The organism is Amycolatopsis sp. MJM2582, from assembly GCF_000754115.1.
In the GTDB taxonomy this organism is placed as follows: domain Bacteria; phylum Actinomycetota; class Actinomycetes; order Mycobacteriales; family Pseudonocardiaceae; genus Amycolatopsis; species Amycolatopsis japonica.
This window is the reverse complement of record NZ_JPLW01000009.1, coordinates 102,136-121,372: the sequence shown is the minus strand read 5'-3', so window position 1 is coordinate 121,372 and position 19,237 is coordinate 102,136. Positions and strand designations below refer to the sequence as shown.

Sequence of the window (19,237 nt, the reverse complement as noted above, 5' to 3'; positions counted from 1 at the left end):
TCCATCGGTATCGTCGATTTGGCCCACCGGTCGCGGGAAAGTGATCCATCGCGCCGATGATCGTGAATGGAGCAGAAATGCCGTCAAGTCTTGCCCTTCGCATCGTCGCTATCGGCGGCGGATTGCTGCTGCTGGCCGCCGCCTGCGCCGGGCCGGGGGCGACGGAATCGGCCGACGCCGGGCCGCCGGTGGCCGGCGGCACCCTCACCTACGCGCTGGACGCCGAACCGGACTGCCTCGATCCCCATGCCAGCCCGCAGGACATCACCGCGATGATCAACCGGGGAGTGCTGGATTCTCTGATCGCCGAGGACGCGAACGGCGGTCTGCATCCCTGGCTCGCCGACTCCTGGACGGTCGGCGCGGACGGGCACAGTGTCACCTTCCAGCTGCGCACCGGGGTGTCGTTTCACGACGGCACACCGTTCGACGCGGCGGCGGTCAAGGCGAATTTCGACCACATCGCGGCACCCGCCACCCGCTCGTACTACGCGGCCAGCCTGCTCGGCCGGTACGCGGGCACCGACGTCCTCGGCCCGCTGGCGGCGCGCGTGCGATTCGACGGGCCGGTCGGCGGTTTCCTGCAGGCCGCGAGCCAGACGTTCCTCGGCATGCAATCACCGAAGGCGATCAGCGAAGCACCGGAGAAGCTTTGTGCCAAGCCGGTCGGCAGCGGTCCGTTCGTGTTCGAGGCGCATCAGCGCCAGCAGAGCATCGAGCTACGGAAGAATCCCGGCTACACCTGGGGCCCGGCGATCGAAGGACACACCGGCCCGGCGTTTCTCGATCGGCTCGTGTTCCGTTTCCTGCCGGACGATTCGGTCCGGCTCGGGGCGCTCACGAGCGGCCAGGTGGACGCGATCACCAATGTGCCGCCCGTGCGATCGTCCGTGGTCCGGGACAACCGGGCGCTTCGGCTGACCACGCTGGATCAGCCGGGGATGGCATACAACCTGCATCTGAACGTGACGAGACCACCGTTCGACGACGAGCGGGTGCGAATCGCGTTCCAGCGGGTCCTCGACTTGGACGGCATCGTCAGCGGTGTCTACTTCGGACAGAACAAGAGAGCTTGGAGTCCGCTCTCGCCGAGCACTCCCGGCTACGACCGGGAAACCGAGGGCCGCTGGCGATTCGACCCGGCACTGGCGAACCGGCTGCTCGACGAAGCGGGCTGGACCGGACGGGATCCGGACGGAAACCGGGTCAAGGACGGAAAGCCGTTGCGGGTGATGTGGCCGCTGGGCCAGCTCGGCCAGCGCGAACAACGTGACATCCTCGGCCAGGGAATCCAGGCCGAGGCGAAGAAGGCAGGCTTCGACGTGGTGCGCGTGCCGAGTCCGCCAGGTCAGTACACCGCCCAGCGGATCAGCGGCGACTACGACATCAACGCGATGAGCTGGAACCGCCACGACGGTGCGATCCTCCGATCGAGCTTCGGGGCCGACGCGCTGCCTCCCGGGGGACAGAACTACGCGCGGATCACCGATCCGGGGCTGGACGCGACGGTCAAGAGCAGTCTTTTCGCCACCGATGACGCCGCCCGGAACCGGTCGTACACGGACATCCAGAAGTTCGTGGTCGATCACGCCGTGATCGTGCCGGTCTACGTGCCGTCCTACGTGGTGGCGGCGGAGACGACCGTCCACGGAATCGTGTCGGACGCGCAGGCGTACCCGCGATTCCACAAGACATGGGTGTCCCGGTGATAAGCACGATGTGGTGGCTGGCCGGACGGTTCGCCTGGGTGGTCGTGGTGGTCGTCGGCGCGGTGACCCTCTGCTTCTTCGGGTTGCACGCCGGTGAAGGAGACCCGGTGACCACACTGGTCGGCGGCAATCCGGTGTCCCCGCAGACGCTCGAGACGATTCGGAAGGACCTCGGCCTGGACCGGCCGCTGGTGTTGCAGTACCTGGCTCAGCTCGGCGCACTGGCCAGTGGTGACCTCGGCCGGTCTTACCAGCTGCAGCAGCCGGTCGCCGAGGTGATCGGCAGCCAGCTCGGCTCGACCGTCGAACTCGCGCTCGCGGCGGGCACCTTGGCGATCGCCGGTGCGATCGTGGTCGCGGTGTTCACCGCGGGGCGGAACAAGGCGTTGCGCGCGACCAGCAACGGGCTCGAACTGCTGGCCGCCTCGACCCCGCCGTTCTGGCTCGCCGTGCTGCTGCTGACGTTCTTTTCGTTCGGGTTGAAGCTGTTCCCGGTCTCCGGCGCGGACGGCCCGTACGCGCTGGTGCTGCCGGTGCTGTCCATGGCGATCCCGCTCGGCGCGGTGCTCGCCCAAGTACTGCGCGACAGTGTCGAGCGGGCCCTGTCCGAACCGTTCGTGCTGACCGTACGGGCCCGCGGCGCGTCCGAAACCTGGCTGTGCACCCGGCATGTGCTTCGGCACGCCTTGCTCCCTCTGGTCACCCTTTCCGGATGGCTGTTCGGCAGCCTCTTCGGCGGATCGGTCGTGGTGGAGTCGGTTTTCGCGCGGCCCGGACTCGGGCAGGTCATCCTCCGCGCGGTGATCAACAAGGACACGCCGGTGGTGACCGCAGTCGTGGTGTTGTCCGCGGTGGTGTTCGTGGTGCTGAACATGATCGTCGATCTGTTGTATCGGGTCATCGATCCCCGGTTGCGGCGAAGGTAGGCGCGATGGACATGGTGCTTTCCGCCCCCAAGGTGCTGACCGGCGCCGGTGAGTGGATCCCGGACGGCGCGGTCCGGGTTCGAGACGGGTTGATCGCCGCGGTGGGCGACCGGGCTTCGGTGATCGCCGACGCGCCCGGTTCGGTGGCCCGGTTCGGTTTTCCGCGGTGCACGATCCTGCCGGGTTTGATCGACGCCCACGTGCACCTCGCGTTCGACACCGGGCCGGAGGCGCAGGCAACGGCGGCGAACACCCCGGACGCGGTGCTCGGCATGCGGATGGCCGGACGTGCCCGCAGGCTGCTGGCCGCCGGGGTGACCACCGTGCGCGACCTCGGCGACCGCGACGGGCTGGCGATCCGATTGCGGGACGAGATCGCCGAGGGTACGGTCGCCGGGCCGAGGATCGTCGCGGCCGGGACGCCGATCACCATCACCGGCGGGCATTGCTGGCAGCTCGGCGGTGAGGCGGATGGTGAGGTCGCCCTGCGGCGCGCGGTACGGCGACTGGTGCGTGATGGTGCCGACCTGGTGAAGGTCATGGTCACCGGGGGCGGTATCACTCCCGACGGCCCGCCACCGTGGCGGACGCAGTTCACCGAGCGGGAACTGGCGGTGGTCGTGGCGGAGGCCGCCCGGTTCGGTTGTCCGGTCGCCGCGCACGCGCACGGCGTCGAGGGGATCGAGCTGGCCGTCCGGGCCGGGGTACACAGTGTGGAACACGCGAGCTGGCTGACCGAGGCTGGCGGGAGGGACCTGCGGCTGGACGTGGTCGCGGATCTCGCCGCCCGCGGCGTCTGGGTGTGCCCCACGGTCAGCGCGCGCTGGAGGTCGTCGCGGGAACGACTCGGGGCGGCGGAGTTCGAAGCGTATCTGGACCGGTTGCGCACCATGCGCGCGCACGGGGTACGCATGATCGCTGGCACCGACGCCGGCGTTCTCGGCGCTCCCTTCGAGTCCTTTGTGGATGGTTTGGAAGGATTCCGGGAAGCGGGATTCCCGGTCCAGGAGATCATCGAGATGGCGACCGCGAGGGCCGCGGAGGCGCTGGGGATCGGCGACAGCACCGGCCGGATAGCGACCGGCATGGCAGCGGATCTGCTCGTCGTCGAGGGCGACCCGCTGGCCGAGATCTCGGATCTGCGTGAAGTGCGCATGGTCATCGCCGCCGGGCGGGCCTACCGCCCCGATCCGCAGGCCGATCACGACGGGGTGATGCCGCTATGACGACACTCGATCTGCCGGACGTGCCGGTCCGGGGCGAAACCGCGAGGCGGCTCTGGGCGCCGATCCTGGCGGCCGCGTTGTTCGCACTGGTATTGCTGGCCGCATTGTGGCCCGAGCTGCTCGCCGGTGGTTCCCCGCTGGCCACGGATCCGGTGAACGCCCTGCGTTCGCCGAGCTGGCAGCACCCGTTCGGTACCGATCAGCTCGGCCGGGACGTCTACACCCGGGTCGTCGCCGGCGCCCGGGACTCGCTGCTGGTCGGTTTCGGCGGTACCGCGCTCGCCGTCCTGTGCGGCGGCCTGCTCGGGCTGCTCGCCGGAATGGGCGGGCGGATCGCGGATACGGTGCTGATGCGGTTCGTCGACGTGCTGCTCGCCTTGCCGGGCCTGATGCTGGCCTTGCTGGTGATCGCGGTGCTCGGCAAAGGCCAGTCGAACGTGCTGATCGCGATCGCGGTTTCCGCGGTTCCGCCCTATGCGCGGCTGGTGCGCGGCCAGGTGCTCGCGGTGCGCGAGTCCGGGTACGTCGAGGCTTCGGTGGGGCTCGGCCTGACCGGGATGCGGATCGTGATGAGGCATGTGATCCCGAACGCGATCAGCCCGCTGATGGTGCTGGCCACCATCGGCACCGGGACCGCGATCATCCACGGTTCGTCACTGAGCTTCCTCGGCCTCGGACCGGCCCCGCCGGACCCGGAATGGGGCACACTGCTCGCCGAGGCCAGCGGATACGTGCAGGTCGCCTGGTGGATGGCGGTGTTCCCCGGCTGCACGGTGACCCTGACCGTGGTCGCCACCACGGTGCTCGGCCGCTACCTGCGGGCGCGGTTCGACAGGACAGGTCAGTCGTGAGCGCGGGGGAGGCCGGCGGGCTGGAGGTGGAACGGCTCGCCGTCTCGTTCGGGCGCACCCAAGCGGTGCGGGACGTGTCGTTCACCGTCGCGCCCGGCGAATGCGTCGCGCTGGTGGGCGAATCCGGTTCGGGCAAGAGTGTCACCGCCAGGGCTCTGCTGGGCCTCGCCGGGCCGGGAAGTTCCGTGGCCGCACGACGGCTTTCCTTCGACGGGCACGATCTCAGCGCACTCGGGGAGCCGGAATGGCGCCGACTACGGGGCAGGCGGATCGGTCTCGTCCATCAGGATGCGATGACCTCCCTCGACCCGTTGCGGCGGGTGGGCCGGGAGGTGGCGGAAACCCTGCGGATACACACGGTCGTCGAGCGGTCCGCGCTGAATGCCGAAGTGGGCTCACTGCTGTCACGTGCCGGACTGCCTTCGCCGGAAATCAAGGCACAGCAGTACACCTTCCAGCTTTCCGGTGGTCAGCGGCAACGGGCACTGATCGCCGCGGCACTGGCCGGTCGTCCGTCGTTGCTGATCGCGGACGAACCGACCACCGCGCTGGACGTGACCGTGCAGCGACAGGTGCTCGACCTGTTCGGTGAGCTTCGGGACGCGGGTACCGCGGTGTTGCTGATCAGCCACGACCTGGCGGTGGTGGCCCGGCTGGCGGACCGGATCGCGGTGCTCTCCGAGGGGGCTGTGGTCGAGTACGGCCCGGCGGTGCGTGTGCTGCGTGAACCCGACGCGCAGTACACGAGGGACCTGCTCGCCGCGGTGCCGTCCACCCATGCCAAAGGCAGCAGGCTGTCCGGTGCCGAACCACTCGGACGGACCGCCGCTCCCGAACCCCGGCCCGGCGGGCCGGTGCTGGTCGTGGACCGGTTGGGGAAGTCCTTCCTGGCTCCCGACGGCCGATACCGCCCAGCGGTCCGGGACGTGTCCTTCACCCTCTCCGACGGGGAGACACTCGGCGTCGTCGGTGAGTCCGGCTCCGGCAAGACCACCACCGCGAGGATGGTGCTCGGTCTGCTGAAACCGGATCACGGCACGGTGTGGCTGGCGGGCGAACCGTGGAGTGTGGGATCGGAACGGTCCCGCCGCCCGCGCAGGCATGTGATCCAGGCGGTGCAGCAGGACCCGGCAGGTTCGTTCGACCCACGATTCACCATCGCCGGGCTGCTCGGTGAGGCGCTTCCGGGCGGACGTGCCGTCCGCGCGGCGAGGATCCGCGAGCTGATGGACCTGGTACGGCTGCCCGCCGCGTTGCTGCGCCGCCGCCCGGCCGAGCTGTCCGGCGGGCAGCGGCAACGGGTGGCCATCGCCAGGGCACTCGCCTGCTCGCCGCGGGTGCTTCTTTGCGACGAGCCGGTTTCGGCGCTGGACGTCTCGGTGCAGGCCCAGATCCTCGACCTGCTCGCCGATCTGCAGGCCGAACTCGGCACCGCGATGTTGTTCATCTCGCACGATCTCGGGGTGGTGCGTCACGTCAGCGATCGGGTCGCGGTGATGAAGGACGGCCAGATCATCGAAGCGGCGGCGGCCGAAAGCGTGTTCGTGAACCCGCAACAGCCCTACACCAAGGAGCTCATCTCGGCGTTGCCGTCGCCGGATGACGTGATCGCCAGGAACGTCCCCGACGACGAGGAGGAAACGCGGAGATGACCGACACGGCGTACGCGCCATGGACCCGGGGCAGCGCGGTGGACCCCGCGACGGCGGCTTTCGAAACCGTGAATTGGCTCCGCAAGGTCGCGGTGCCGACCGAGGCCGGGCGCTACTGGCCTGCCGACCCCGCCGATCCGGCCGCCCGTCCTCCCTTTGTCGCGCATTCCCCGCACGGTCTCTACGGTGGTACCGCGGGGATCGTGTTGTTCTTACTGCGTCTCGCGGACGCTGTTCCCGATAAGTCCATTATGGACGATGCGATCGCCGGGGCGGACGAGATCACGGCGTCATGGCGAATGGAGAGCGCGGCGCGGAGTACCGGTGAGGGCACCGACCTCCGGTTCTCGATGTACGAGGGGTTACCCGGCGAGATGTTCGCCTTGCTCGAGATGTGGCGAGTCACCGGAGAAGAGCGTTACGCGCACGCCGCGCGGGAGGCGGCCGTGTTCCTCACTCAGCACGCCGGGCCGGGCTGGACCGGCCAGGCCGGCGTCGCCCGAGGGGATTCGGGTGTGCTGCTTTCGTTGCTGCACGCGGCTGAGGTGCTGGAGGATCCGGCGCCGGTGGAGACGGCCGTGGTGGCGGGCAAGCGGCTGGTGGAGATCGCCGAGCCGGTGGGCGAAGGAGGCCTGCGCTGGCCCGCGGCCCCCGAGATGTACCTGCCGAACTTCGAGTTCGGCACCGCGGGCGTCGGCTTCGCCCTCGCCCGGTTGCACGCCGTGACCGGAGATCCGGAGTTCGGGGAAGCAGCGGTCGCCGCGGCACGACATCTCGCCGACATCGCCGTCGGGACCGGACAGGGAGCGTTGCTGTTCCATCACGAACCCGGCGGCACCGACCTGTTCTACCTCGGTCATTGCCACGGCCCGGCGGGCACGGCGAAACTGTTCCACCAGCTCCACCTGACCACCGGTGCGGACGAATGGCTGGATTGGGTGCGACGGTTCGCGGACGGCGTGCTCGGCGCCGATCCGTTGACCCGGCAGAGCCCCGGCTACTGGAACGTGGTCTCACAATGTTGCGGCACCGCGGGAATCGGAGAATTTCTCCTGCGTGCCTGGGCGCTCACCGGTGAATCCGAGTACCTCCAGTACGCGCGCGAACTCGGCGGGCAGCTGATCGCACGGTCGACCCCGGCGGAGGACGGCGGCCGGTGCTGGTACGACGCGGCGAACCGGCACGAACCGTGGGCGGTCGCGGCCTATACCGGGTACATGTGCGGCGCCGCCGGTGTCGCGGGCTTCTTGACCAGCCTGCATCTCGCCGACGCCGGTCGTTTCGTTCCCCCGCCCTCACCGACTCTGCCGAGGGCCTGATCGTGGCGGTGCCGCAGCAACGCGATCCGGCGCGCACGCTGGAGCGACTCGCGAGCTGGTTCGGTGAACGCGACCCGAGGTGTACGGTAACGAGCGTTTCGGTGCCGGGGTCGGGGTTCTCCACCGAGACGCTGATCGTCGACCTGCGACGTGCGGGCGCCGGCGAACGGCTGGTGATCCGGGTCGCGCCGACGGTGCACCGGGTGTACCCGTGGGACAGGTTCGCGGAGCAGGTGGAAGTGCTGCGCGTCCTTGACAAGGAAAGTGACCTGCCGGTGCCAGGGCTGCGGGACTACGAGCCCGATCCATCGGTGCTGGGCGCCCCGTTCCTGGTACAGGACTGGGTCGATGGGCGGGTTCCGAGTGACTATCCCTCTTATCACCGGCAAGGATGGGTCGCCGAGCTGCCGGAACCAGCGAGACGCCGGCTGTGGTTCGCCGGGGTCGACATGCTGGCCCGGATCCATCTGCTTCCCCTCGGCTCGGTGGGAGCCGGTCTGCTCGACGCGGGCGGTGCCGGGCGAACCAGCACAGCGCGACACCTCGACCGATATGCCGGGCAACTCGGCTTCTTCGGCTGCGCCGATGACGAAGTGGTTTCAACGGCGCTGGACTGGCTCCGTACCCACGACCCCGGAGATCCGGTCGAACCCGGACTGGTGTGGGGCGACGCGAGGATCGGCAACCTCATCTTCGACGGGACGACCCCGGTCGCCGTCCTGGATTGGGAGATGGCCGCGATCGGCCAGCCGGAAGTCGACCTGGCCTGGTACCTCTACCTGGATCGCAATCTGAGCGAGGGGATCGGCGTGCCTCGGCTGACCGGGTGGCCCGATCGCGCCGAAACCTTGGCGTACTACGAGCGCCGACTCGGCAGGCCGGTGCGGGATCTGGGCTATTACGAGGTTTTCGCGGGCTTTCGCTTCGCACTCGTCACCGCCCGTGTCACTCGGCTCGCGGTGGATCGGAGGATGGTGCCGCCGGGAACCGACTTTCCCTTGCATCGCAACGCGGTCGCGTTGCTCGCGCGAACCTTGGCCGAGACCACGGCTCTACCCGGCCAGGATCGCGCGCGGTGAAAGTGGAAGTACTTTCTTGCCAGGATCGGGAGGCGACTGTGAAAGATCTTTTCGACGAGGTCGAGGTCGGCGGCATCGTGGCGCCGAACCGACTGGTCATGTCCCCCATGGGGCGGTGCCGCGCGACGGTGGCGGGCCACCCGTCCGAGCACGCGCCTGCCTACTACGCGCAGCGCGCGTCGGCAGGCCTGATCATCAGTGAGAGCACGCACCCGAACTGGATCGCGCAGGGCCACCCGAACTGCCCGCATCTGCATACCGAGGAGCATGTACGGCATTGGCGTCGGGTCACCGACGAGGTGCACGCGGCAGGCGGCCGGTTCTTGGTGCAGCTCGCCCACTCCGGCCGGATCGGCCACCCGTCGCTGCGCGACGGACACCTGCCGGTGGCGCCGTCGGCGATCCGCCCGGCCGGGCAGGCGAGCACATATCAGGGCAAGCGCGACTACGTGACTCCGCGCGCTCTGCGCCCGGACGAGATCGCCGCGACCGTTCAAGACTTCGCGAGTGCTGCGCGCGCGGCGATCCGGGCCGGTTTCGACGGCGTCGAACTGCACGGGGCGAACGGATATCTACTGCACCAGTTTCTCGCCGATCGCACGAACAAGCGGGTCGACAGGTACGGCGGAACGCCGGCGAACCGTGTCCGGTTCGTCCGAGAGGTCGCCGAAGCGGTCGGGGACGCGATCGGCGCCGGCAGGGTCGGCATCCGGCTCTCGCCTCGCTTCGGCATCAACGACATGGCCGAAGGGGACGCGGAACGGATCTACTCGGAACTCATCGACGTCCTCTCCTCGATCGGACTGGCGTACGTGCACCTGGTGGTCGGCTCCGACCCGGCGATCGCTCGGATGATCCGGCGGCGTTGGCCATCGACACTGATCGTGAATCCGGGAACCGGGGAACTCGGCACCGAGCCGACCCTCCGCCTGGTCCGGCGGGTGCTGGACGAAGGCGCGGACTTGATCGCCTTCGGCAGGCAGTTCCTGGCCAATCCCGACTTACCGTACCGGTTACGCAACGCGGCGGAACTCAATCCGCCTGATCCGGAAACGTTCTATGGCGGTGACGCTCGCGGCTACACCGACTACCCCACGCTAGCCCCCACCGCCTGAGTTCCCCGTCACAGCGCTCCATGACGAATCCGTGCCCGCCGACTTCGACGCTCGGCGGAACCGGCGGCTGAGCAGCCCGGCTGTACGGAGACCAGGCCGTCAGGGGGAGACGTTCCATGTCGAGGCCGACGATCGAGCGGACGGCCTGAAACGACGCCCCGGGAGGAGGGGCCTGTCCGGCCCCTCCGATCCCGTTCTCCTCTGCGACGTGCCCCCGGCAGGACTTGAACCTGCGACCTAGAGATTAGAGCGACACACTTGTCATCGTCTGTTGTGGACGATCGTTATGGCTCATGACCTGCGTGGTTTGCGGAAGAGAACGCACATCGTTTGTCATCGTTGGCGGTCATGATCGAGTGATTGCGATGGGTTAAAGGCGGGTTTGATCTTCGATCTCAACCTACAAGTGGGGGCCTCTTCGTCCATCCCATCGACCTGGCGCCAGCCCGATCGAGTCTGTCAAGGGGGCACCGCTCCTGCTGTCGTGAGCGTACCGCCAGACCGCCCCCTTGACGGGCTCGATAGCCCTCAGGAGGTCGATGGGATGGACGACAGGCACACACGAACGCGAGCTCCGCGCTCTCCTCGACCATCCCGGAGACCTGCCCGTCCGGCGAGGACATTGCGCTTGTTGACGCAAGTGAACCGCGGGGCCACGCCGGCACTGCCGTATTCCCTGGTCCACGGCCCGAACCCTTGTTGACGGCCCCTCCGACGGGTGGGCCGCTGGCTGGCTTTTCCACGGGCGACCGCCGGGGACCGGCCGCCAGGCCGCACGCCCCGGCGGGGCTTGCCCGTGGATCAAACACCCTGGCCAGCGGCCCCGGAGGGGCCGCCTTGAACAAGTAATGAAACTCTGAACACGCTGAGATTCTGGCCGACCTGTCCGGGTTGCGGGCCATCGAGCTGGTGCACCAGGATCGGACGAGTGGTCGAACTCGCGCTAACAGCAGAACGCCGTGACGAGCTTGCAATGCTGCTCGATGATGATCAGCGTCTCCGGCTTGAGTATCCAAGGGTCGCCGAGTACCTCGACATGGCACCCCAACTCCAGGGAACGGGCGACGACAGGGCAGATGCAGCCTTCGACTTACGGTTCGTCCATTACATGACCGGCGGCGCGTCCGTCAGCTCGAATCCTTATTGGGACATCGTCTCGCCTGTCGTCTCCGAGCGTGGCGACCGGCTCGTGATCGACGGAGGCAACCCCCGTGGGAGCGGCAGGCTCGGCTACGCGGCAACAATCCTCCAGTCCGCCTACGCGTACGCCGTCCCTTCTCCCCAGACCCTTAAATGGGTTTCCGGGTGCGTAGGGAGCCGCCCTGTGGTGGAACTAGGAGCTGGGCGTGGCTACTGGGCAGCCCAGTTGGCAGCGATGCGAGTTTCGGTTGTCGCCTATGACGTCGAGCCTCCAGATATGACAGATAACCCCTCGTTCCCGAGCGCTTCGGGGCAGCGCGACGCATGGCACCCTGTTCACAACTTGGAGAACTTCGCCCAGCATGGATGGCCACCAGGTTCGACACTCTTCCTCTGCTGGCCGCCTGGCTGGGGAAGCGAAATGGCGTCCAGTGCGCTGGCGGAATTCGAGAAGGCAGACGGCGATCACTTGATCTTTGTTGGCGAACCGCGAGGCGGAAAGACCGGCGATAACGCATTTTTTGATGGCCTAGCAGAACGATGGTCACTGAAGTCACAAGACCACAAGTTTGTCTCGTGGTGGAACTTAAATGACGTCGCGCAACAATGGACACGAAAGTAATTCAAAATAGAAATGCCCGGCAAGCGCACCACGCTCGCCGGGCATTTCTGGTCAGCCTTTTCCAGATCAGCTAGAGTTTTAATTCAGAGTCATGCGAAAGACGAATGCGTCGTATCGGTCGAGCGGATAGGAAACGTCTGAAACCATTACAACCTTGCCCTGCTCATCAGTGAAGCGCTGGTGAATCGCCTTCACTAGATCACCAGGAGTCACGCGCAGCCACTCCGCATGCGTGGGCACAGGCGGGCGATCCGCGATCGTCTCTTCAAGATATTTCGCAGCAGACACTCCTTCTATCCCAATAGGCTGATAAGTATCTGAAATGTGGATTGGCTGCCTGTTCTCCGACGCACGCGTTACCACGTGCAAAATCTGGTCCCCCACTTCCACGCCGAGAATTTCAGCAAGTTCACCACTGGCAGGCACTCGCTGGGATTCTCGATCAACCCGGACAGGATGATTCGACTCATTTCCAAACGTGGTTTCAGCGGTCTCCATTTGACGCTCTGGCGCAATCCGCACGAGATTAGTGCGATCTGCCACGAAAACACCACGTCGTCGAACAGCTCGAACAAGCCCCTGATTTTGCAGAAGCTCAATAGCCCGCCGGACAACGATATCTGAGACTCCGTGCCGCTCCGCCAGCTCCGCATAGCTTGGAAGCTGCACCCCCGCCGGAAGCTCTCCCGCTCGGATCTTGCGAGCGTACTCACCTGCAATGGCGACATATGCCGGTTCCGCCACGAGCGTGGTCCCTTCATCCGAGCCGCATGCCTGCTGACCTCTACAGCATACACAACTTCGTATACGTACGTTCGTTGCAGCGTCGATCTCGCCTCCATCATGGCACCCCTGCGCCTCGCTGCGCGGTATTTCTGCTGGTCAGACACCTAGCGACTACTCCAAACGCGTGAATCGACCGGTCTACGTATACGTAGACCTTGTGCGTATACGTAGTTGCGTATACGTTGGTGTCAGCAAGCAACGACAACCAACGGAGGCAGACATGCGGAACATCCCGGTGAACCTGGCGGGCTACCGGCTCACGGTCTCGGAGAACCCGGAGATGAAGATGCGCAAGGTCGACGGCCGCGAAGAGGTTGTGACCGACCGCGAAGGGGTCACCAAGTACACGGTGGCGCTCATGGTGAAGGCCAAGGGCGAGAAGGGCGAGGAGATCCGGGTGACCCTGGATGCTGACCCCGGCGAGGGCTTCTCGGAGGACGACATGACCCGCGTCGAACTGATCGACCCGCGCGTGACGCCCTACTCGTTCAAGAACGACCGGGGCGAGACCGTCTCGGGCGTGGCTTGGGGTGCGGCCGGAATGAAGCCCCTGTTCTGATCACGCGTCGCGTGATTCCTGCCAAATCGGCATCTTGCCCGCTCGGGCACTGAATTCTTCTGATCATTGACAAATACATAGTGAGCCCAACTATGCCCAAAAACGCGCCTAATACGGCTACGCGCTTTGGTTCCTGACCTCATTTCGTCAGGGACCGGCGGGTGTATCCGTCCTAGACGAAATGAGGGTTTGAGAATGAGTGAGCACGAAATTTTGGCCGCACAGTTGAACGCGTGGCCGTGGCTGCACCTGGTCGACGCTGGGGAGGAGTGGTGATCACTGCACCGCTGAAGGCCGAGCTCCTGGAAGTGTTCGACAAGGCCATGAAGGATCTGAGCAGCATGGTCCGCGCACTGGACGATGTCTCGAATCTGGTGTTCATCACAGATCGAGACCTGCGGCTGTCGCACAGCCTCCTGGTCGGCGAATTGGGTAACTCGCTGGCACAGATGGACTTGATTCGATACCGAATCGATGAGGCCAAGACCTATGAAGACCGAAGGAGGGGGAAGTGAACGAACGCGTAAGCCTCCTTCTCGGTTCTTACGAGAGCACTTATCGAGGTGTCCGCGAAGTGATCCGCGAACTAGACCAGGCGGTGAGATTGGCGCTCGGAGTGGACTCGGATGCGCGGTCTCGAACGAACCGGGTGATCGAAGAACTGATCGGAATCAACCAGGAAATTCACGCGATCGGAAAGAGCGTGGAAGGAGTGAAGGGCAATGGTTAAGTCGGCTGTGGACGCTCTGCGGAGCGGTCTTTCATCGTTCGACCCGAACGGCCCGAAGCGGGGTTCCTAAGACCAACCACGTGTGTTCGGCGAATTTCTGGCTGTCCCCGACCCGTATCGCGACCTGCAATGTGTGCGGTCGCCAGTGGCAGATGTGAGGAATGTGATGGAGACGAGTTTCGCGAAGGTGACGTTCTATCCGCTGTGGCTGCTGCTGGTCGCCGTGTTGGTGGTCGCCATGCCGGTGGCCGGTGTGGTCGCCCTGGTTCTGGGGTTGCTGGCGGTGGTCGGTACGCGGGGGACGCGATGACGGGCGCGGTGGACCTGTTCGGGAATCCGGTGGACGAGCCGGTGACGACGGGACCGGCGGCCCCTCCGATCAACGACATGACCTTGATCGAGAAGGTGCTACAGGTTGCGGAGAACACCGGGTATGTGCTGGTCGGCCCCTCGGAGCGGGTGTATCACCTGGTTGCCCGCAAGACGATCGAGGCCGCCCCCCGCCCCGAGGAAGAGGCCGTGCATCAGCTCCTGACCGCGAAGTGGCTGACGAAGGGAGGTGTGCACGTCTACACCCACCACGGGTTCGAGGGGCCGGGTAACTCGGTCTTGGTGCCCAAGACCACCAAGGTGAAGGCCCGCCAGTGGCGCTCTTTGGCGCCGATTCCCTGTTCTCGCAAGCGAAAGGCATCGTGATGACGTCGCAGACGATCAACAAGGTCAACAAGGCCCGGTTCGCGGAGTTCGAGTTCGCGCTCGATGAGGTCCGCAAAGCGTTCGATGAGGTCGGCAAGCTCGGGAAGTCCTTGGACGACAAGGGCGCCACGGCGGACCGGTTCGAGGGCTGGCAGGTCCCGACCAAGTCCGAGGTTCAGGCGGATCTCCGGGCCGCGTCCACCGCGCTGGACGAGCTGCGGGAGGCCGCGCTCAAGCGTAAGGCGGAACTGATCTCGCGGGGCTGGCGGGTCTGATCGCCACCGGGGAGCAGAAGAACCCGATTCCTTCCGAGCACTGAGGAGAAACCGATGAGCACCAACCAGATCGACGGCAAGTTGACGGAGCTGGACAACGCGATGAAGAAGCTCCGTAGCTCGTTGACGAACTTGTCCAACCGGGTCGCCGGGGTCGGCAAGCAGCACACGAATGCCGCCCGCAAGGTCGCGACCGCGATCACCACCGTGGAGTCGGCGAAACCGCTGTTCGCTGGTGGCTCGAAGAAGAAGCCCGCCGCCCGGCGACGCTGACCGCCGGGACGTAGTACCGACAACCGCATGACCGATCCGTCTGGACGTAGTGAGGGCCGTAGACCCCAGCGTCCAGCGTCCGGGGCTCTGCGGCCCTCCTGTGTCCACTGAACACAGGAGATCTACCGATGAAGACCCCGAAGTCCACGACCCGCCGTTCGAGCGGGAAGACCCCGATCCCGGCCCGGTGCGCGGGCTGGATGCTGCGCCACCCCGGTGTCACGGCTATGCCGGCCGTTTTCGGCACGAGCGTCATCGAGCTGGGCGCGGTCACCACCGGTAGCGCGGTGGCCGGTCTGGTCGGTGCCGGGCTGTCCTGGCGCTACCTGCACAAAGACTCCTACATGGCGGTGGCGTCACCGCGGCTTCGTGCCGTCCGCCGTCGCTGGACCCGCTACATCGGCAAGTCCTGGAAGGAGTCCTTGGAGTACTGCAACCTGGTGGGGCAGGACCGCCGGACCGGGGAACTCCTGGTGCCGCGTCTGCTCCGGGTCGCCGCGCCCACCCCGTCGATCGACGTCCTCAAGGTCAAGTTCGTCAAAGGCCAGTCGCTGCGCGTCTTCCAGGACGTCCAGGACGAGCTAGCCGCCGCGCTCGGAGCGGACGTGATCGCGATCGAGAAGGGCAGCAAGCCCCGGATCCTGACGATCACCCTGGTGCACGGCAACCCATTCGACGACGTGATCCCCCCGGCGGACATCCCCGGCGAGGTGGATGAGGTCGATCTCAAGGCGATCGAGCTGGGCGACACCGAACAGGGCGAGATCTGGGCCGAACCGCTGCTCGGGCACCACTGGCTGATCTCCGGCGCGACCGGCTCGGGTAAGGGGTCGCTGCTGTGGAACCCGCTGCGGGCGATGGGGCCGATGATCCGGGAACAGATCGCCCGGATCTGGATGATCGACCCCAAGGGCGGCATGGAGACCGAACGCGGGAAGCCGCTGTTCTACCGGCACGCCACCTCCGCCGACGACGACGTGGAGTACGACGACGGCACCGGCCCCGAGGACGTCGATCCGATGCTCGCGGTACTGCTCGACTACCGGGACCGGATGCGGGAACGCCAGGCGTACTTGAGGGAGCACAAGCTCCGCAAGTTCACCCCCTCGGCCGAAACCCCGTTCGAAGTCCTGATGATCGACGAACTGGCGATGCTCACCGCGCTCGGTGGTAGCCGCTCCACGATCAGCCAGGTGAACCGGATTCTCGCGGAGATCCTGACTCAGGGCCGCGCGGCCGGTTTCGCGGTCGTGGCCTACGTCCAGGAACCCACGAAGGACATTGTGCCGGTTCGAGATCTGTTCACCCGGCGGATCTCGCTGCGCACCGGCTCGGCCTCCTATGTGGACATGGTGCTTGGGGAGGACGCGCGGCTTCGTGGCGCTCTCGCCGACGAGATCCCGGAAGAGGGCTGCGAGGGCATCGGCTACCGCACCTCGGAGAAGTCCCGCACCCCGATCCGGGTCCGCGCGGGCTACAGCACCGACGACGACATTGACGAACTCGTCCGGCTCTGCACCCCGCACTTCGACGACGACGGCCCCGCCGGGATCGTCGTGCCCTTCGCCGCCTGACCGTCCAGAAAGGACAAGATCAGTGATCACCCTCAAGCTTCTGTGGCTCTGGCTCAAAATCACCGGCCTCGCTGCTCTCGCCGTCATCCTCGAAGGAGTTCTCATCCGAGGCTTCTGGTGGAACGTCCTCGCGGTCGGCTCGACGGTCCTCGTCTACATCGGACTGACCGTCGGGATCTGGAAGGAATGGCACGCGGAACGCAACGGCGCTGGAACGTACCAGGTCATCCACTACACCCGCGACTAGTCACAAAGGACAGATAGATGAGTGGTGCTAAAGAGTTCGATCTGTACTCGATCCTCGCCGTGACTCACGGCCTTCCCTCGAATGCCTTGCAGTACCGGCAGATCCTCGCTCACATCGTCGGGCGTGAGATGCCTGGCGCCGGTATGGCCGCACTGGCCGTCGGCCCGGCGTGCAAGGAATGGCTGCGCGAACAGCATCCGCAACTCGCGCAGATACCTGCCCCGCCCGATTTCCACGGCGACGAACGAGCGATGGACGCGTGGGCGGCCGAGCAAGCCGCACGACTCGGGACCGACCGGCTCCCGGTGCTGCCGCTCCCCGAGCATCGCCGACCCGGTACCGGGATGGGCGACTTCGTCAACCAGGTGGCGAATCCGGCGAAAGTCGTGATCGTCGATCCTACCCAACCGGACTTCGGCCTAGGATTCGCCGACTTCCTGAAAGGACTGTCCAACATGGTCTACGGGCCGACGTTCGCAGAGTTCTACGAAGAAGCCCAACGACGTCTGAAAGTCGCTCTCGATCAGCTCGTCACCGCCGCGTGGGGAGCGAGCCGTGATGAATTGCGGCTCAGTGAAGCCGAGTTCGCGGACCTGAAGAACCGCCGGATCAACGCGACACGGAAAGCTGAAAGCCTGGTCGCGGAAGCGTCCAAAGTGCTCTCTCAGGTTGACCCGGATCGGAAGCCGCGCAAGAGCTGACCAGAAAGGACCAGGGCATGTACACCTTGAGCTACTTTGGCGAATCATACGAAGAGATGTATCAGGAGATCGACGCGAAGATCGGAAAGCTGTTGACCGATCTGCTCTATTGGAAGTGGCTGTTCACGGTGGGGGAGTACAACGCGTACTGTGACCGTGATCTCGAAGCCTTGAAGGTGCAGCGAGACAAGGCGAAACACGACGTGGAGGAGCTGCTGTACCAGGCGCACAAGATCCTCAGTAGTGCGCGGACTCTGTGATGCTCCGAGACGAAGAGGTGACTACCCCGGACACTGTTCCGGCGGCCGACTCCGATGTGTGGCACTCGGCGGTGTCCAGTTTGGAGGACGGGCTAGCGATCTACCCGCTTCGCTCGATCGAGGGGGTGCGGTTCGAGCGTGCGACGGTCACGAACACGGCCGTCTCCGGCACCGCGTCCACGGTGCTGCTGCGGGTGAGCCAGTCCCCGCCAGGAAAACCGGATCAGGCATGGGAACTGGCGATGCCCCCGGAGTTCGCCCGCTACCTGGCGGCCATGCTCGACGCGCAAGCCCGCTACATCCAGACCGCTTCACCGGCATGCACGGAGTCCTCGCGGGACACGTGAGATCTCCGTCGTGCCACGGGCGCCTCGCCCGTCGATCCCCCTGGAAGGAGGCAACATCATGTTCAGGAAACGCAAGATCGAGGGCGAGGACACCCCACGCTCCCGCCGGGTCCGCGCGCTGGCCGATCAGCTCGACGAAGCCCGCGACGTGCACCGGCTGTCCACCGATCCGATGTTGGGCGCGGTGACTGCCGACCGGTTCCGGGCCTCGATCACCCGAACCATGTGGGTGTTCCTCGCGATCGGGCTCGGGTTCACCACCACCGGCGTGCACGACTTCCTCGCCGGTGACCGGCCGATCGCCGATCCGCTGTGGTGGGGCGCGTGGCTGGCCGAACCCGCGCTTGCGGGCATCCTGGTGACCCTGCTCCGCTGGGAAGCCTCGATGCTCTCCCACGGCGTCACGGTCGACGTCAAACCCGTGCGCTACCTCAAGCGCCTCCTGCTGGGCGCCACGCTGGTGGCCAATGTCTGGGCCGGACTCGCGCCAGCCCACGGCGAGGTGTCTAAGGGCATGGTGTTCTTCCACCTGGTGATCCCGCTCGTGGTGTTCCTGCTGGCGGAGGTCATGCCGGTGATCCAGCAGACCTGCACCCGCGTCCGCGAACAAGCCCTCGCCACGGTCACGGCCCCGACCAGGGAGAACACCGTGCGGCAAACCGCGGCTTCCCCCGTGGCTATGCCGGCCGAAATCCAGACCCCCCGGCCCCCGACGTCGGCGACGTTCGCGAAGCTCCCCGCCAGCATCCGCACCACGGTCACCAGCATCACCGAGACCGCCCACGACGCTGGCAGGCCCGTCACGGCCGCCGATCTGACCACCAGGGTCAACCTGCCCGAGGCGATGCTCACCACCCTCGTGGACGAACTGAACGCCTCGATCAACCACCACCCGGTCACCGCCTGACCGGTCCCTCCCGCACCACGCACGTTCGCCGGGCAGCCTCCGGTGACCGTGCCGGGGTCTGCCCGGCTCTCTCGTGCCCGCACGAATGGAGAGCCATGATCACCGAGCACGACGGGTCCTCACTGGCTACCCGCATCACCCGCCATCTCAACATGAGCCACGTCCGCGACCGCGTCACCGCGACCGGCGGATGCCTTCAGCCGGTGCACCTGTCCGGCTACCGCGTCGTCACCGACCGCGCCA

General features: G+C 66.3%; 23 protein-coding genes. 22 read left to right on the top strand and 1 reads right to left on the bottom strand.

Features of this window, described 5'->3' with window-relative positions; genetic code table 11:
- Positions 1-77: 77 nt before the first annotated feature.
- The 9 genes from ED92_RS39275 to ED92_RS42295 all read left to right on the top strand — a co-directional run bounded on the left by ED92_RS39275 (position 78) and on the right by ED92_RS42295 (position 11,639).
- Positions 78-1,709 carry an ABC transporter substrate-binding protein gene (locus ED92_RS39275; RefSeq protein WP_052121272.1) on the top strand — a complete coding sequence of 544 codons (1,632 nt, stop codon included), beginning with the start codon at positions 78-80 and terminating at the stop codon, positions 1,707-1,709.
- Positions 1,706-2,635, top strand: a complete 930-nt coding sequence (locus ED92_RS39270; protein ID WP_200882812.1) for an ABC transporter permease — start codon at positions 1,706-1,708, stop codon at positions 2,633-2,635. Before ED92_RS39275 ends, ED92_RS39270 begins: the two co-directional genes overlap by 4 nt.
- 5 nt (positions 2,636-2,640) lie before the next feature.
- Entirely contained in the window at positions 2,641-3,861 is a 1,221-nt protein-coding gene (locus tag ED92_RS39265; protein ID WP_200882811.1) for an amidohydrolase family protein, read from the top strand.
- Positions 3,858-4,712: an ABC transporter permease gene (locus tag ED92_RS39260; protein WP_037347693.1), complete on the top strand. Its 855-nt coding sequence runs from the start codon at positions 3,858-3,860 to the stop codon at positions 4,710-4,712. Before ED92_RS39265 ends, ED92_RS39260 begins: the two co-directional genes overlap by 4 nt.
- Positions 4,709-6,364, top strand: a complete 1,656-nt coding sequence (locus ED92_RS39255) for an ABC transporter ATP-binding protein (RefSeq protein WP_152611165.1) — start codon at positions 4,709-4,711, stop codon at positions 6,362-6,364. Before ED92_RS39260 ends, ED92_RS39255 begins: the two co-directional genes overlap by 4 nt.
- The gene (locus ED92_RS39250; protein WP_052121270.1) at positions 6,361-7,683 is read left to right on the top strand and encodes a lanthionine synthetase LanC family protein; all 1,323 of its coding nucleotides are present in this window, start codon (positions 6,361-6,363) and stop codon (positions 7,681-7,683) included. The genes ED92_RS39255 and ED92_RS39250 overlap by 4 nt, the downstream gene beginning before the upstream one ends.
- Before the next feature lie 2 nt (positions 7,684-7,685).
- Positions 7,686-8,762: a phosphotransferase family protein gene (locus ED92_RS39245; RefSeq protein WP_052121268.1), complete on the top strand. Its 1,077-nt coding sequence runs from the start codon at positions 7,686-7,688 to the stop codon at positions 8,760-8,762.
- Between the two features lie 38 nt (positions 8,763-8,800).
- A complete protein-coding gene (locus ED92_RS39240; protein ID WP_037347691.1) occupies positions 8,801-9,877 on the top strand; it encodes an alkene reductase in 1,077 nt (358 codons plus the stop codon).
- A 928-nt stretch (positions 9,878-10,805) separates the two neighbouring features.
- Positions 10,806-11,639 carry a hypothetical protein gene (locus ED92_RS42295; RefSeq protein ID WP_152611164.1) on the top strand — a complete coding sequence of 278 codons (834 nt, stop codon included), beginning with the start codon at positions 10,806-10,808 and terminating at the stop codon, positions 11,637-11,639.
- Positions 11,640-11,717: 78 nt separating this feature from the next.
- Here ED92_RS42295 and ED92_RS42290 read toward each other — a convergent pair whose 3' ends face one another.
- Positions 11,718-12,383, bottom strand: coding sequence for a GntR family transcriptional regulator (locus tag ED92_RS42290; RefSeq protein ID WP_081976068.1), 666 nt, complete (start codon positions 12,381-12,383; stop codon positions 11,718-11,720).
- Between the two features lie 262 nt (positions 12,384-12,645).
- On the opposite strand from ED92_RS42290, the gene ED92_RS39230 reads away from it, so the two are divergent.
- The 13 genes from ED92_RS39230 (at position 12,646) to ED92_RS39180 (ending at position 18,994) form a co-directional block, all read left to right on the top strand.
- Positions 12,646-12,984, top strand: coding sequence for a hypothetical protein (locus tag ED92_RS39230; RefSeq protein WP_037347686.1), 339 nt, complete (start codon positions 12,646-12,648; stop codon positions 12,982-12,984).
- A 233-nt stretch (positions 12,985-13,217) separates the two neighbouring features.
- Positions 13,218-13,499 (top strand): hypothetical protein, encoded by a 282-nt coding sequence (locus ED92_RS39225; RefSeq protein ID WP_152611163.1) that lies wholly within the window; start codon positions 13,218-13,220, stop codon positions 13,497-13,499.
- Positions 13,496-13,714 (top strand): hypothetical protein, encoded by a 219-nt coding sequence (locus ED92_RS42665; protein WP_152611162.1) that lies wholly within the window; start codon positions 13,496-13,498, stop codon positions 13,712-13,714. The genes ED92_RS39225 and ED92_RS42665 overlap by 4 nt, the downstream gene beginning before the upstream one ends.
- A 166-nt stretch (positions 13,715-13,880) precedes the next feature.
- Positions 13,881-14,024 carry a hypothetical protein gene (locus ED92_RS42855; protein ID WP_158509150.1) on the top strand — a complete coding sequence of 48 codons (144 nt, stop codon included), beginning with the start codon at positions 13,881-13,883 and terminating at the stop codon, positions 14,022-14,024.
- Positions 14,021-14,410: a hypothetical protein gene (locus ED92_RS39220; protein ID WP_037347683.1), complete on the top strand. Its 390-nt coding sequence runs from the start codon at positions 14,021-14,023 to the stop codon at positions 14,408-14,410. The genes ED92_RS42855 and ED92_RS39220 overlap by 4 nt, the downstream gene beginning before the upstream one ends.
- Positions 14,410-14,685, top strand: a complete 276-nt coding sequence (locus ED92_RS39215) for a hypothetical protein (RefSeq protein ID WP_228688244.1) — start codon at positions 14,410-14,412, stop codon at positions 14,683-14,685. The genes ED92_RS39220 and ED92_RS39215 overlap by 1 nt, the downstream gene beginning before the upstream one ends.
- A 54-nt stretch (positions 14,686-14,739) precedes the next feature.
- A complete protein-coding gene (locus ED92_RS39210; RefSeq protein WP_037347681.1) occupies positions 14,740-14,958 on the top strand; it encodes a hypothetical protein in 219 nt (72 codons plus the stop codon).
- Positions 14,959-15,086: 128 nt separating this feature from the next.
- Entirely contained in the window at positions 15,087-16,532 is a 1,446-nt protein-coding gene (locus tag ED92_RS39205; protein ID WP_037347679.1) for a type IV secretory system conjugative DNA transfer family protein, read from the top strand.
- 22 nt (positions 16,533-16,554) lie between these two features.
- Positions 16,555-16,779: a hypothetical protein gene (locus ED92_RS39200; protein ID WP_037347675.1), complete on the top strand. Its 225-nt coding sequence runs from the start codon at positions 16,555-16,557 to the stop codon at positions 16,777-16,779.
- Positions 16,780-16,796: 17 nt separating this feature from the next.
- Positions 16,797-17,480 (top strand): hypothetical protein, encoded by a 684-nt coding sequence (locus ED92_RS43225; protein WP_037347674.1) that lies wholly within the window; start codon positions 16,797-16,799, stop codon positions 17,478-17,480.
- Between the two features lie 56 nt (positions 17,481-17,536).
- Complete coding sequence (locus tag ED92_RS39190) at positions 17,537-17,740, top strand: hypothetical protein (protein ID WP_152611161.1); 204 nt, start codon at positions 17,537-17,539, stop codon at positions 17,738-17,740.
- Positions 17,740-18,087 (top strand): hypothetical protein, encoded by a 348-nt coding sequence (locus ED92_RS39185; RefSeq protein ID WP_235213509.1) that lies wholly within the window; start codon positions 17,740-17,742, stop codon positions 18,085-18,087. Before ED92_RS39190 ends, ED92_RS39185 begins: the two co-directional genes overlap by 1 nt.
- 58 nt (positions 18,088-18,145) lie before the next feature.
- Positions 18,146-18,994 carry a hypothetical protein gene (locus ED92_RS39180; protein ID WP_037347671.1) on the top strand — a complete coding sequence of 283 codons (849 nt, stop codon included), beginning with the start codon at positions 18,146-18,148 and terminating at the stop codon, positions 18,992-18,994.
- Positions 18,995-19,237 lie beyond the last annotated feature (243 nt).

Coding starts and splice junctions, on each gene's coding strand:
- ED92_RS39220 (WP_037347683.1), top strand. CDS start 14,021: ATGACGGGCGCGGTGGACCTGTTCGGGAATCCGGTGGACGAGCCGGTG.
- ED92_RS39210 (WP_037347681.1), top strand. CDS start 14,740: ATGAGCACCAACCAGATCGACGGCAAGTTGACGGAGCTGGACAACGCG.
- ED92_RS39215 (WP_228688244.1), top strand. CDS start 14,410: ATGACGTCGCAGACGATCAACAAGGTCAACAAGGCCCGGTTCGCGGAG.
- ED92_RS43225 (WP_037347674.1), top strand. CDS start 16,797: ATGAGTGGTGCTAAAGAGTTCGATCTGTACTCGATCCTCGCCGTGACT.
- ED92_RS42855 (WP_158509150.1), top strand. CDS start 13,881: ATGGAGACGAGTTTCGCGAAGGTGACGTTCTATCCGCTGTGGCTGCTG.
- ED92_RS39250 (WP_052121270.1), top strand. CDS start 6,361: ATGACCGACACGGCGTACGCGCCATGGACCCGGGGCAGCGCGGTGGAC.
- ED92_RS39275 (WP_052121272.1), top strand. CDS start 78: ATGCCGTCAAGTCTTGCCCTTCGCATCGTCGCTATCGGCGGCGGATTG.
- ED92_RS39205 (WP_037347679.1), top strand. CDS start 15,087: ATGAAGACCCCGAAGTCCACGACCCGCCGTTCGAGCGGGAAGACCCCG.
- ED92_RS39180 (WP_037347671.1), top strand. CDS start 18,146: ATGTTCAGGAAACGCAAGATCGAGGGCGAGGACACCCCACGCTCCCGC.
- ED92_RS39185 (WP_235213509.1), top strand. CDS start 17,740: ATGCTCCGAGACGAAGAGGTGACTACCCCGGACACTGTTCCGGCGGCC.
- ED92_RS39265 (WP_200882811.1), top strand. CDS start 2,641: ATGGACATGGTGCTTTCCGCCCCCAAGGTGCTGACCGGCGCCGGTGAG.
- ED92_RS39230 (WP_037347686.1), top strand. CDS start 12,646: ATGCGGAACATCCCGGTGAACCTGGCGGGCTACCGGCTCACGGTCTCG.
- ED92_RS39190 (WP_152611161.1), top strand. CDS start 17,537: ATGTATCAGGAGATCGACGCGAAGATCGGAAAGCTGTTGACCGATCTG.
- ED92_RS39260 (WP_037347693.1), top strand. CDS start 3,858: ATGACGACACTCGATCTGCCGGACGTGCCGGTCCGGGGCGAAACCGCG.